Below are 14,503 nucleotides of genomic sequence, written 5' to 3'. Positions count from 1 at the left end.
ACGCTTGAATAATATGTTAGAATGAGCTGATCGCTATCAGCTCATTTTTTTTTAAGGGAAGAATCTCTTATCAGCAATTCAGACCTTAGCGTGATTCGATTGGTGTTATGTAGAAGTGCTGTTTCAGGTTCATCAAGGTGATTGATAAGGTTTCTCATGGCTACTTCTCCCATTTCAAACCCAGGGTAATTGATTGTTGTGATCTTAGGCTCGACTAGCCTTGAGATTACTTCATTATTGAATCCTACGATAGACATATCTTCAGGAATTCTGATTCCACGTTGCTTGAGGTGGTTCATGCAGCTAGCTGCGCAGGCATCATTAGAGACAAATACACCGTCAGGTAAAGGGTCCATTTGCATGATTTGGTCTACTACTTGCTCCGCTGCCAGTTCATTTATCTCAGACAATACAATAACCATTTCCTCTTCGAATGGAATGCCTTTATCGATCAATGCATATTTATAGCCTTTTAGCCTGTCTGCATATACACTTATTTTAGTACTTCCGAGCACATGAACAATTCTTTTGCAGCCTTGCTCAATCATGTGATTGGTGGCTACTTGAGCAGCTTGAATATTATCTATGGTGACTCCTGTGCTGTTTTCACTGTTGGTGATTCTATCATAAAACATCACGGGAATCCCTTTTTTGTGAAAAGGGGCAAAATGATCCAAATGCTCGGCCTCACTAGCCAAGGATACGATCAGTCCGTCCACTCTACTTTTGAACATTGACCTTGTATTGGCTATTTCTTTTTCGGCAGACTCTAAAGATTGACTTATCACGAGGTTATAGCCAGCTTCGTTGGCAACTTTCTCCATGCCTGCCAATACAGATGCTTGGAAATTACTGTTCAAACTAGGAACGATTACTCCGATGTTGTTGGTTTTTTTGCTTCTTAGGTTGGCGGCAAAGACATTGGACTGATAGCCCATGTCCGCAGCAGCTTGAAAAATCTTCTTTTTAGTTTTTTCTTTCACGGCAGGGTGATTGTTCAGCGCTCTACTGACAGTTGTTGGTGATACTCCAATACCCCTTGCTATATCATATATTGTAACTTCTTTATCCATATTACTACTTGTAAAACTTCTATGAAGCTTTATGTTTTCATGTTCGAAAAAAAGTCGGTATTTATTTCACAAAATAACAGACCCTTCCAAAAGTATAGTTTTTTCTTAGCATAACAAAATAGAATAGATGAAATCGATTTGCTCTGAAGTTATTCAGCAACAAATGATTTATTTGCCAATTTTATTAAGATAGGATGCCTTCTTGATTAGAATTACTATTTGATATCAGGTGATAAATAAGCAGAATGTGCCATGCGAAAAAAGATTTTGATAAGTTTGTTGAAATAAAAATGAAATCGGTTGCATTTTTGTGAAAATTTGCCCAAGTTTATCACATCAAATCAAATAGCTGTGAAGATATTGAGGTGAATAGAAGCTATTTTATTGAAAATTAAGTGATAATGTGTTTTGAGTAGTGTTTTTGACAAATGCAACTCAGATTGATTGAAGAATCATAATAAGTAATAGTTTAAATGAATTTAGGGTTTATTATTCAATACCGGGGTTCCCTGTGGGGACTTCCGGTTTCTTTTATCCCCTAATTGAGATATTTACGAGCAAATTGAACACTTGAATGAAAAATAACTTGATCCAATCTTGGCGTTGGTATGGTCCCAATGATCCTGTGAGTCTAAGTGACATCAAGCAAGCAGGTGCTACGGCAATAGTTTCAGCCTTACATCATGTCCCTCATGGTGAAGTATGGACACATGAAGATATTATTAAGAGAAAGAATGAGATTGAGTCAGCTGGATTGAGGTGGGCTGTAGTGGAATCTGTACCTGTGCATGAATCAATCAAAACCAACAGTGAAGATGCTCCAAAATACCTGGCAAATTACAATCAAAGCTTGGTCAATTTAGCCAAAGCTGGATTGACTACGGTTTGCTACAACTTTATGCCGGTATTAGACTGGACGAGAACAGATATTGCTTTTAGCCTGAAAAATGGAGCCAAAGCACTTTACCTAGATTGGGCAGATTTGGCATATTTTGATATCCATATGCTTCAGCGAGCCAATGCTGCGGATGATTATTCTCCTCAAGTGATCTCTATTTTGAACAACAGGTTGGAAAGCTATACACCTGAAAAAATTCAGCAGCTGGAAGAGATCATATGCATGGGGGTTCCTACAGAGGGAATGATCACCATTCCTCAGCTGAGGAATAGCTTGGAAATTTATAAGAACATTGGAAAGCAAGGTCTAAGGGATAACTTGGCGCTGTTCCTGAATGCAATCGCAGATACATGTGAGTCTTATGGGATTCAAATGACGATACATCCTGATGACCCACCATATGCTATTTTGGGTCTTCCTCGGATCACTTCCAATGCAGAAGACCTTCAGTGGATATTCGACGCTGTGAAGCAGCCTTTCAATGGACTTTGTTTCTGTACTGGATCACTTGGAGCAGGTCCATTCAATAACCTTCCAGAAATCCTCAAAACCTTTGGTGAAAGGGTTCATTTTGTTCATTTGAGAAATGTCAAAAGAGATCAATTTGGTAATTTTCATGAATCAGACCATTTGGATGGAGATGTAGATATGTTCGAAGTGATGAAAGTACTGGTAGAGCTCAACAATCAAAGAAAATCTCCAATTCCTTTCAGACCAGATCATGGCCATCAGATGCTTGATGACCTTCAGAAGGATACCAATCCGGGGTATTCAGCTATCGGAAGATTGAAGGGTTTGGCTGAATTGAGAGGATTGGAGCTTGGTATTGCCAGGATGCTGAAATCAAATCAATCAGTCTATTCAAAAGGCAACATCGCTACCTTTGAAAATTGACTTTTCTAGGGATTTAACCAAAGAATGCATTTAATGCAACGTTTATTCAGGTTGCTATTTACCAATCTAAGATTTAGAAGTTTCATTAGAAATTACCTCAATGATTAAAAATTGAATTTATTAAACCTTTACCCAAAATGTACCATTTATCTAGATTTATCACCATTTTTTGCTTTGCCATAATTGTGAGTTTTCAAGCAGTATCGCAAGTTGGTAGTGCTAGTTTTGTGTCTCCAACATCAAAACTAAAAAGCTTCCCACTTGTGGATGAAGAATTGGCAGACTTAGTGTTTGATGGAAAAGACGAGGGCATTGCGATAGCTGTAGAAAATCTACAAAAGGACATCAACCTTGTCACTGGAAACCAGCCAAAGATTCAAAGTGCGCTACAAGCTGGCAAGACACAAGTGATCATAGGACAACTAGGAGAGAGCGAGTTAATAGATCAATTGGTCAAGGAAGGGAAAATCAAAGCGGCGAGTTTGTCAGGAAAGTGGGAGACATTCGAGGTTTTGACTGTGGAGCATCCTTTCGAAGGAGTAGATCAAGCTTTGGTAATCGTTGGAAGTGATAAGCGTGGGACAATTTTTGGAATTTATGAGCTGTCAGAGCAGATTGGTGTATCACCTTGGTATTGGTGGGCGGACGTCCCAGTGAAGAAGCATTCAAAACTTTTTGTAGATTATGGTGTGCATACCAAAGGTACACCTGCCGTTAAGTACAGAGGAATTTTTATCAATGATGAGGCACCTGCCTTGGCTGGTTGGGCTACAAAGCAATTTGGAGGATTCAATCACAAATTTTATGAGAATGTATTTGAACTTATCCTTAGGCTAAGAGGAAATTACCTTTGGCCAGCGATGTGGGGTAGGGCATTCTACGATGATGATGAGCTCAATGGGCCTATGGCTGATAAGTATGGGGTAGTGATCGGCACTTCTCACCACGAGCCATTAATGAGGGCACATGCAGAATGGTCTAGGTACGGAAAAGGTGACTGGGACTATCAGACCAACAAAGAGGAGCTACAGGATTTTTGGAGAAAAGGAATGGAGAGACAAGGTAACATGGAGTCTACTGTCTCTTTGGGAATGAGAGGTGATGGTGATGAACCAATGAGTGAAGAAAACAACATTGCACTTCTAGAACAAATCATCGAAGACCAGAGAAGGATCATCGAAGAGGTGACTGGGAAGCCCGCATCAGAAACGCCACAATTTTGGGCCTTGTACAAGGAGGTTCAGGAGTATTACGACAAGGGGATGCGAGTACCTGATGATGTGACTTTATTACTATGTGATGATAATTGGGGCAATGTGCGCAAACTGCCAGCAATAGGAGCCCCAGCTCGCAAAGGAGGATATGGTATGTACTACCACTTTGACTATGTAGGAGGGCCTAGAAACTACAAATGGATCAACACCAATCCAATTCCTAAAATCTGGGAGCAGATGGACAGGACTTACAGACATGGCGTAGATGAACTTTGGGTAGTCAATGTGGGGGACATCAAGCCTATGGAGTTTCCGATTTCTTTTTTCTTGGACTTTGCATGGAATCCAAATACCATACCTGCGGTGGGTATTGAAGCATATACCAAATCTTGGTCAGCTTCCCAATTTGGTCAAACCTATGCCAATCAAATTGCAGATTTGATAGCAGGATTTGGGAAGTTGAGTGGTAGAAGAAAACCAGAATTACTAGACCAGAATACTTACAGTATCCATTATTATGGGGAAATGAGCAGGGTGTCGGCAGAATGGCAAGCGCTGGAAGAGCTGTGTTCTGATATCAAAGGAAAACTTGACCCAAGCTATCATGATGCCTATTTTCAACTTGTAGAGCATCCGATTATAGCTTCGGCAAACCTTCATAGGCTATATGAAAGCACAGCTTTGAATCACCTCTATGCCAAACAAGGTCGTAACCTGACCAACAAAAAAGCAGAAGAAGTGGAAGCTTTTTTCAAAAGAGATGCTGAAATTTCAGCATTTTACAACAATGAATTGGCTGGAGGAAAATGGCCACATATGATGGATCAGACGCATATTGGCTATACCTATTGGCAACAACCTAACAGAGATAAAATCCCTGATCTGAATACCATTGAGATAGCCTCAAAAGGATCTCTAGGAGTAGCGATCTCTGACAGTCCGGAGTTTTTTCCTGAAAATAAGAACTTGAAAGCTGTGGTCCAATCTCCATATGATCCATACTACCTAGAAGTGACGCTTTTCAATAAAGGAAATGATCCTATCACTGTGAAATCCAAAAGCAATAGTAAATGGCTAAGCTTCGAAGTAGGACAAGAAGCAATTGCTACAGAAAAGATCATTCCAGTGAAAATTGATTGGAACCTTGCTCCAAAAGGCAAGCACGTCGCCAAATTAGAAATCAGCAGTGGGAAAGATAAGGTACTCGTAGAAATCCCTATCCATAATTACTTGACTGAAGAATCCTTTACAGGTTTTGTTCCATATTATGGTGTAGTAGCTATGGAGGCCGATCATTTTACTTCAAAACATGAAGAGAACCCGATCAAGTGGGAAATCTTGGAAGATATGGGTAAAACAGGGAATTCAGTGATGGCGACCCCTATGATCAGCCATACCGAGTCGACTGAAGTCCAAGGTAGTTACCTTTCTTACGATGTGTGGGTGGAAGAAGCGGGGACGTATGAAGTGCAAGTTTATGCAAGTCCTACCCTGAACTATTTGAACACCATTGAAGGTTTGCAATATGGTATTGCAACCAATGAATCTGCTCCTACTTTGGTCTCTATTCATGAGAATGAAAGGCCACATCATTGGAACAGTTGGGTAGCAAACAGCATCAATATTTCTAAGAAGAAAGTGGAGTTTCAAAAAGGTAAAAACGAATTGAAAATATACTTGGTAAATCCTGGTATCATCTTCCAACGCATCATTATTGACACTGGAAACCTGAAGCCAAGCTATTTGGGGCCAAAAGAAAGTGTCTTTGTACATTGATTTATATTTGAATGACAATGAGAAAATTATTATTAGGCTATGATATTGGAAGCTCATCCGTAAAGGCTACTTTGCTAGATGCTGATACTGGAAAAGCGGTAGCATCAGAGGGGCTTCCAAAAGTAGAAATGCCCATAGACTCTCCCCATAAGGATTGGGCGGAGCAAGACCCTATGATGTGGTGGGACTATGCTGTACAATGCACGCAGATTTTGGTCCAAAAAGCCCAAGTGAAGTCAGGTGAAATCAAAGCGATAGGTATTTCATACCAAATGCATGGTTTGGTGCTTGTGGATGAACAGCAGCAAGTGCTTCGTCCTGCGATCATCTGGTGTGACAGTAGGGCAGTAGAGATTGGGAATGCAGCATTTGATCAATTGGGGGCTGATTATTGTCTCCCTCATTTGTTAAATTCACCGGGTAACTTCACAGCATCTAAGCTTCGCTGGGTTCAAGAAAATGAACCAGCGCTGTATGAGAGAATTCATAAAATAATGCTTCCAGGTGATTTTATTGCCATGAAGCTAAGTGGTGAGGTTTTGACATCCGAGTCAGGGCTTTCTGAAGGAATTTTTTGGGATTTCAAGTCAAATGGAATCAGCCAGAAAGTTCTAGATGTTTACCAAATAGATGGTTCATTGATCCCAGATGTCATTCCTTCATTTTCTGTACAAAGTAAAGTCAATGAGGTGGCAGCCGCAGCGTTAGGTATAGATTCAGGTATCCCTATTTGCTATAGGTCAGGAGATCAGCCTAACAATGCCCTTTCGCTAAATGTACTGAAAGCAGGTGAGCTAGCGACAACAGCTGGTACCTCAGGCACTGTGTATGGCGTCACCGAAGAACCACTCTATGATCCAAAGTCTAGGGTAAATACCTTCGTTCACGTCAATCATACAATAGAGGCTCCTCGATATGGTGTACTTCTCTGCGTGAATGGTACAGGAATCTTGAACTCATGGGTCAAAAGGTTGATAGGAGGAGAGCAGATTACCTATCCAGAGATGAATGATTTGGCCGCTCAAGCCCCAATTGGAGCTGAAGGCTTGACTTTTATACCCTTTGGAAATGGTGTGGAGCGAATCATGGAAAACAAAACAGTGGATGCAAGTCTACAAGGCTTGAATTTGCTGAAGCATGACCGACGACATGTCTTGAAAGCTGCCCAAGAGGGAATTGTTTCCTCTTTGACCTATGGTTTTGATATCATGAAAGCTATGGGCTTGGATCTCAAGACTGTCAAAGCAGGACATGCTAACATGTTTTTGAGCCCAATTTTCAGAGAAGCATTTGTCAATATGAATCAAGTTTCTCTTGAACTTTATGATACGGATGGATCTCAAGGTGCTGCCAGAGGTGCTGGTATTGGTCTAGGATTATTCAGCAATCATGATGATGCTTTTGCAGGTTTGGAAAAAATCGCTTCTCTTGAGCCAGATCAAAAGCTGACTGTTGCATACCAAGAGGTATATGAAAACTGGAAAGGCTATTTGGATAAAGTCAAAAACAAGTAGATAAAAATATAAAACAAACAATTAAATTTATAATCATGTCAAAAACCTATTTCCCTAATATTGATAAGATCAAGTTTGAAGGAAGAGAATCTCAGAATCCTCTTGCATTCAAGTTTTATGATGAGCAAAGAGTTGTGGCAGGCAAGACCATGAAGGAGCACTTCAAGTTTGCTATTGCTTATTGGCATTCATTCTGTGCTACAGGTGCAGATCCTTTTGGTCCAGGTACTATGGTACATCCTTGGGATGCCAATGAAGACGCAGTACAAAGAGCAAAAGATAAGATGGATGCAGCTTTTGAATTTTTTGTAAAAATAGGAGCTCCATATTATTGTTTTCATGACATTGATTTGATTGACGAGGGAGCTTCTATCGAAGAGTATGAAGAAAGGATGAAAATCATTACTGACTATGCTTTGGAAAAGCAAAAAGAGACTGGTGTAAAGTTACTTTGGGGAACTGCAAATGTTTTCTCGAATCCTAGATACATGAATGGTGCTTCTACCAACCCTGATTTTGATGTAGTTGCATGGGCTGGTACGCAGGTGAAAAACTCCATCGACGCGACGATCAAGCTAGGAGGTGAAAACTATGTGTTCTGGGGAGGTCGTGAAGGGTATATGTCCTTGTTGAACACCGATATGAAGAGAGAGACTTCGCACTTAGCCCAGTTCTTGACTATGGCTAGAGACTATGCAAGGTCTAAAGGTTTCAAAGGTAACTTCCTGATTGAGCCTAAGCCTATGGAGCCTACCAAGCATCAGTATGATTACGATGCTGCTACTGTAGTTGGGTTTTTGAGACACCATGGATTGGACAAGGACTTTAAATTGAACCTAGAAGTGAACCATGCTACCCTTGCGGGACATACTTTCCAACATGAGCTTCAAGTGGCTGTAGATGCAGGAATGCTAGGTAGTATCGATGCGAATAGGGGTGACTACCAAAATGGTTGGGATACTGATCAGTTTGCGATCAACCTTCAGGAGCTTACAGAATGTCAATTGGTAATCCTTGAAGGTGGAGGAATCGATGGTGGTGGTGTAAACTTCGATGCCAAAATCAGAAGAAACTCCACAGATATGGAGGATCTTTTCCATGCGCATATAGGAAGTATGGATGCTTTTGCAAGATCATTGATCATTGCAGAAGAGATCTTAGAAAAATCAGCTTATAAGTCTTTGCGTCAGAAGCGTTATGCTTCATTTGACGAAGGAAAAGGAAGTGAGTTTGAAGCAGGTAAGTTGACACTTGAAGACCTTCGTGCTCATGCTCTGGCAACAGGCGAGCCTAAGCAAACTAGCGGCAAGCAAGAATTGTATGAGAATATTCTCAATCAATTCATTTAAGAGAAGCTAAAATTCTAATTGACCTTTGGGGTTCTTGTAACCTCAAAGGTTTTTTTGCTTATACACTTTATGTTTTGGTTTAGCTTTAATCGAACCTATTCATTTTCTAATTGAATCAGTTTAATTTCAACTTGTGGGGTTGCTGTTGTGTCTATCAATGTTAGGTACTCTTCATTTTGTTCATATTTCAATATGGCTACAGGAACTCCAAATCCACCATTTGTATTATTAAAAAAAGTAACCAGGCCATTTTCAAATTTGATATCGCCACTATGATTCATATCAATGTTTAGGTTTTCTGCATTGTATTCGTAAAATAAGGCCAATTCTAAATTCCCATAATTTTGAGAACCTTCTTTAAATTCCATGGTCCAAAGCATCAGTTTATTTCCCGCTTCTAGCTCCTCTACTTCATTTTCTCCGATGATCCTCTCTACTTCTATCCATGCACCTACAGGTATTTCAATAGGATCAATTATTGGTTCCAAATCTTCGGATGAATCTACAAGGCATGAGGAGGCAAACAATAGCATAAAAAGAATTGTGATAATTGATTTGAGTTTAAATTGATTCATCACTTTATATTGTTTGGCTATTGTTAAATGTACAATATTTTTAGTTTTGATAAAAATAGCGGTGCTAAATTTATGCCTTGAAGAAATGTGATTGCCAGTATTCAGTGACAGAATTTTCATAGGATTCAGTGATGAATTGGTAGCGTATTTTATACTTTTCCGAGATCAATATTTATGTCAATTTTCATTTATATTCAGTTTTGACGTATTGATTTTGGTTGCAAAACCTGACTTTCAGTTTTCATGGGTAAATTTTTTTTCAGAAACCTCATTTTTCAAATTTCCAATTTTGCTGTTTGAAAATGGTATTTTGGACTTCTCTGACTTGTTGTTTCATTTTCGGTATTTGGGGTCAGAAGAGGTTGTAAAATTGTAAATAAATAAAGTTTTTTGGCCAATAATTCTGCCAGGAATTAATTCACCCATTTCTAAACCTTAATATATTTTATGGATAATAACTTTACTAAAAGTTGTCAATGTCTAATACATAATTTTGAAAAAAACATACAGCATTACAGGTGTTTGGTTACATCAATTTTAGCAGTTGTTTTGTTTTGTTTAAATTTTGGACAAAGTTATGGTTTTACTGAACCATTCATTTCTTCTTCTACTATTATCGAATTTGACAGGAGTTCTTCTTTGAATACAAACAAAAAGGAGGACATCCCAGCATTAAATCCATTTCGTACTTTTAAAAGCCATTCTTATACTGGAAATGCTAAAAGATTAGGCTTTGAGGAGGTGGAGAGTTTCGGTATAAAGGTTTTTTCATGTCCCCCAGCTGTGGGGGTAACAGATTTTTCAGGATTGTTTACCACATTCACTGAATTGTCTTCAGCAACTGGTTCAGCCACGGCCACGGTTGCGTGTTTTGATTTTACTTCTGTTACCATTGATCCCTCACATACCGCTAGAGTCGCTGGGACTGTAATAAGTGGGAATGAATTACTCCTCATGCAAGGAGTTGGCACTAATCCCAATGCGAATCTAGCAAGAGTGATTATTAAGTCTAATGATAATAGTAAATTCTCATTTAAGTCAATAAAAGTACAACCTTTTGGGTCATTTACTAACTGGGACATTACATACCAAGGTTACAAAGATGGTTCGGCAGTTACAGGTGCCAACCTTAACCGAAACAGCATGATTTCTGGTACAATGTATACAGATAATTTTTCTTCGATTTCTGGGTTTTCAAATGTGGATGAGATTAGAATAGAATTTTCCGTTATTGGTACAGTCTATCAGAATTTCAGGATGGATGATATTGAAATTGGTCCAGCAAGTTCTAATTTGTCACCTTCTTTAACCACAACTACTACCACAGGAATTGGGAATAACGAAGCTGTTTTGAATGGTAACATCATTTCAGACGGTGGGTCTCCAGTAACTTCTCGCGGCTTTGTTTACTCTAATACTGACAATACACCAACATTAGGAGAGGGAGGTGTAACCAATGTGATTGTAGGGGACGGTACAGGAACATTCCAAAAAACAATCACTGGATTAAGTGCAGCCACTACTTACTACTATCAAGCCTATGCTATTAATGCTGTTGGGATAAGTTATGGAGGAGTGGAGAGTTTTGAGACTGAATTGGATTGTTCTACCCCACCGGATCAAGATTTTGGGGACTATGAAAATTTAGATTATGGGGCTTCGTTGACTTATCAATGCATTACCTATACAGGTAGTGACGCTCTTGTTGGAATAGGCAATGCAGTTAGCCAAGCGATCACATCAAGTCCACTTTTTTCAGGCAGTGCAGTGGTAATGATAAGCGATTCTCCTGGAGGTTATGTGAGTTTTAAAAGTACACAATCATCAAATAATTTTAGGATTGTTTCATTTGTGGCAGAGTTCTTTGGACATTCCAATGGAGAAGTATCTGAGGTCTATTCAATAAAAGGGTTTGATAATGGAATAGAAGTAGTTAGTGTGACTGGATTTGAAGTAAGGACTTCAGGAAATTATGGGATAGGTAATGCCACTATTGGTTATGCTAGAGAGGATTTTGATGAATATGGAAGTAATTCAGGTTTACTGACTTTTGGTACCGGCTGGAATAATGTCGATGAATTAAGATTTTATACTGAAGAAGCAGCTCCGTACAATAATATTTACGTTGCTTTGGATAATATCAATTTTGAACCAGCAGAAATTGTAATTTCAAGCCCAATTGTCAACACAGATGCCGCCACAGGAATTGAGATTAACGAAGCTGTTCTGGCTGGCAACATCGCCTCTGACGGTGGATCACCAGTAACTTCTCGCGGCTTTGTTTACTCTACTACTGACAATACACCAACCTTAGGAGAGGTCGGTGTAACCAATGTGACTGCAGGGGACGGTACAGGGACTTTCCAAGAAACCATCACCGGATTAAGTATTGGAACTACTTACTACTATCAAGCTTATGCTACTAATGCTGAAGGGTCAAGTTATGGAGGAGTGGAGAGTTTTGAAACACTTGCTGATACCGAACCTCCTGTAGTAATCCTTCCAACAAATAGCGTAAGAACTACAGATCTTGATGAATGTGGTTACAATATTATAGGTACGGAATTTGATCCTGTATCAATCACCGATAATAATGAAGGGATTGCTTCAATAACTTATTCATTGCATAAGTTACTCCCAAGTCCAAATCTAGTATCAGAAAGCTTTGAAGGCGAAACATGGAATGATGCTAACTTTCAAGTTGGTTCAGATGGAGGTAGAATAGTAAATGGTGCCTACCAAAGTGGAGATGCTGTTAACAGTCGTGATATACTTTATACAGTCAATGATTTTCAACCAACTGAAAGCAATCCAGTATATGTAACAGCAAAATTAACTTTTAATATAGGAGGTCAAATTGCTTTCATGGGCACTAGAGGTAGTGGGTTGAGGAATCCAGGAAATTCGAATGAGCCAGCCAATAGCTTGTACCTTAGAATTCATAATTTTATTGATGGTTACACTGGTATCACTCATACTTCATTTAATGGTAGACCAGGAAATCAATTTTATCAAAGCCCTGTGTTGATTGAATTAATTGATAATGGAATCAATATTTCAGGTAAAATCACCAATATACAATCAGGTCAGGTATTAAACTTTAATGAAAACACCAGTTATTCATCTGGCTCATGGAAAGTTTTATTTTCAGGAGGAGCTGGGGTAGCATGGGATGATATTAAAATTAGTTTTGGTCCTCATGAATATTTTCAAGAATATTCAGCTGGCGAAAATACGCTGGATAATGAGGTTTTGGGGGTTGGTGAAACAATAATTTTTTGGACAGCTGAAGATTTAGCTGGAAACCAAACTACTGAATCTTTTCATGTTACTGTTGAAGATAATCAAAAACCTTATGCTACTGCTATCGAAAGAATTTCAGGCCAATCTGAAAACTCTGTAAATTGGGAAACAGATGTTCCAGAAGTGGTTTTCGGGGATAATTGTAGTTCTGCTCTTCTAAATTGGCAAATGTCAGGTGCCGTTTCAGCCTCTGGTAACGGTCAAGTAGGAACTTATATATTCCCCCCTGGATTTACTCTGATTACATATACTATTACTGATGCTTGGGGTAATTTCATAACCGCAACTACTGAAGTTGAGAATACAAAAAAGTTTTTTGCAGCTGGATCAGGTACAGAATCTGACCCATACCAAATTGAAGATTGGGAGCATTTGTTCAATATTCGCTTTTTCAATAATAGTTATTTTGTATTGAATAATGATTTGGATAAAAATAGTACTGGTTATTCAGTCTATGCTTCAGAAACTTCCAATAATGGTGAAGGTTGGCTTCCTTCAAACTATCAATTTGGCCTTCATTTTAATGGAGAAATGCATACCATATCTGACTTGTACATAAAGAGACCAAATCAGTGGCAAGTTGGTTTATTTGGATTTATTCAAGATTCTGAATTCAAGAATCTTAAGTTAAATGAATTCAATGTTGAAGGAGGCTGGATTTCAGGATGTCTAACTGCCTATGCTACTTTATCAACTTTTGATAAAATTGAAGTCACAAACAGTAAGCTAGGATTAAATGGCTATTATGGAGGCTTGTTAGTGGGAATAGCATCCGAAAAGATAAATATCTCAAACTCTTCTTTTTCAGGTGAGGTTACAGGTGATTATTACTTAGGAGGTATTGCAGGGTATCTTTTCGATGGAAGTATTAGCAGTAGTTATACTGATGTTAGGATTACAGGTGTTGAAAGTTTGGGAGGACTAGTTGCATATTGTGAAAATTATAACCAAAATAATCTAATAAGCCAATCCTTTGCGAAAGGGGAAATTATTGGGGAATCTATTATAGGAGGAATATCTGGTCAAAGTTATAATCTTCAAATAGAGGATGTATACTCCCAAGTGGACTTGCATGCTTCAGGTAATAACGTCGGTGGTATCATAGGTTATAATTACAATTCACAGATCAAGAATGTCTATGTTATTGGAAAAATGAATTTAGATAGTACTTCAGATGTCGGGCCGATAGTTGGGAGTATGTCAGGGGCTGACGTGATAAATTCATTTTGGGATATTGAAACTACTGGCCTAGATGAAAGTGATTTTGGAGGTGAAGGGTTGATAACTAATGAAATGAAATCTAAGGTTACATTTTCTGATTCAAATTGGGATTTTGAAAATATCTGGAGTATCAAAGAACCACTGGTTGACCAAGGCTATATTTCTTACCCATACTTCAAGTCGATAAGTTATGATGATTTCGATTTAGAGATTGAAGTTAATCCAATTCCAGGTTTAGAGCTTTCAATTTTACCTCAGACAATTAATTTTCCAGAAATTGATAATAAAACCTATGGTGACTTACCATTCATTTTAGGAGATGTTCAAACTGACAAGGGGCTAACAATTACTTATTTAGCTGAAGATCCAACTATTGTTAACATTTTAGGTAATGAAGCTACCATATTAAAAGCTGGAGTCACAAAAATAACAGCCAGTCAAAGTGGAGATGAAAATTTTGGACCTGCTGAGCCTATTGAGCGTGATCTTGAAGTGACCAAAGCATTAGTAACCATCACAGCAGAAGATAAAACCAAGGTATATGGTACAATAAATCCAACCTTGACCATCAGCTATGATGGCTTAGTAAATGGAGACACCAAAGTAGCCACCGAGCCAAGCATCAGCACCACTGCATTAGTGAGCTCAGGAGTTGGGACTTATCCAATCACCTTAACAGGTGGAGA

General features: G+C 38.8%; 7 protein-coding genes. 5 read left to right on the top strand and 2 right to left on the bottom strand.

Annotated elements, in window-relative coordinates; translation table 11 throughout:
- Nucleotides 1-41: 41 nt before the first annotated feature.
- Nucleotides 42-1,073, bottom strand: a complete 1,032-nt coding sequence (locus MM239_RS16545; protein WP_241349367.1) for a LacI family DNA-binding transcriptional regulator — start codon at nucleotides 1,071-1,073, stop codon at nucleotides 42-44.
- 574 nt (nucleotides 1,074-1,647) lie between these two features.
- Between MM239_RS16545 and uxuA the strand changes: the two genes are divergently transcribed.
- The 4 genes from uxuA to xylA all read left to right on the top strand — a co-directional run bounded on the left by uxuA (nucleotide 1,648) and on the right by xylA (nucleotide 8,718).
- Nucleotides 1,648-2,865: a mannonate dehydratase gene (gene uxuA / locus MM239_RS16540; RefSeq protein ID WP_241349366.1), complete on the top strand. Its 1,218-nt coding sequence runs from the start codon at nucleotides 1,648-1,650 to the stop codon at nucleotides 2,863-2,865.
- A gap of 137 nt (nucleotides 2,866-3,002) precedes the next feature.
- The gene (locus tag MM239_RS16535; protein WP_241349365.1) at nucleotides 3,003-5,855 is read left to right on the top strand and encodes a glycosyl hydrolase 115 family protein; all 2,853 of its coding nucleotides are present in this window, start codon (nucleotides 3,003-3,005) and stop codon (nucleotides 5,853-5,855) included.
- 17 nt (nucleotides 5,856-5,872) lie between these two features.
- Nucleotides 5,873-7,369 carry a xylulokinase gene (locus MM239_RS16530; RefSeq protein ID WP_241349364.1) on the top strand — a complete coding sequence of 499 codons (1,497 nt, stop codon included), beginning with the start codon at nucleotides 5,873-5,875 and terminating at the stop codon, nucleotides 7,367-7,369.
- Nucleotides 7,370-7,404: 35 nt separating this feature from the next.
- On the top strand, nucleotides 7,405-8,718 hold the full coding sequence (xylA, locus tag MM239_RS16525; RefSeq protein ID WP_241349363.1) for a xylose isomerase: 1,314 nt from the start codon (nucleotides 7,405-7,407) through the stop codon (nucleotides 8,716-8,718).
- 95 nt (nucleotides 8,719-8,813) lie between these two features.
- Here xylA and MM239_RS16520 read toward each other — a convergent pair whose 3' ends face one another.
- A complete protein-coding gene (locus MM239_RS16520; protein ID WP_241349362.1) occupies nucleotides 8,814-9,293 on the bottom strand; it encodes a hypothetical protein in 480 nt (159 codons plus the stop codon).
- 639 nt (nucleotides 9,294-9,932) lie between these two features.
- On the opposite strand from MM239_RS16520, the gene MM239_RS16515 reads away from it, so the two are divergent.
- On the top strand, nucleotides 9,933-14,503 hold a 4,571-nt coding region (locus MM239_RS16515), incomplete at its 3' end, for an MBG domain-containing protein (protein WP_317235644.1).

The organism is Belliella filtrata, assembly GCF_022549775.1.
Taxonomy (GTDB): Bacteria; Bacteroidota; Bacteroidia; order Cytophagales; family Cyclobacteriaceae; genus Belliella; species Belliella filtrata.
The sequence above is the reverse complement of the archived record's forward strand: the minus strand, read 5'-3'. Positions and strand labels throughout refer to the sequence as shown.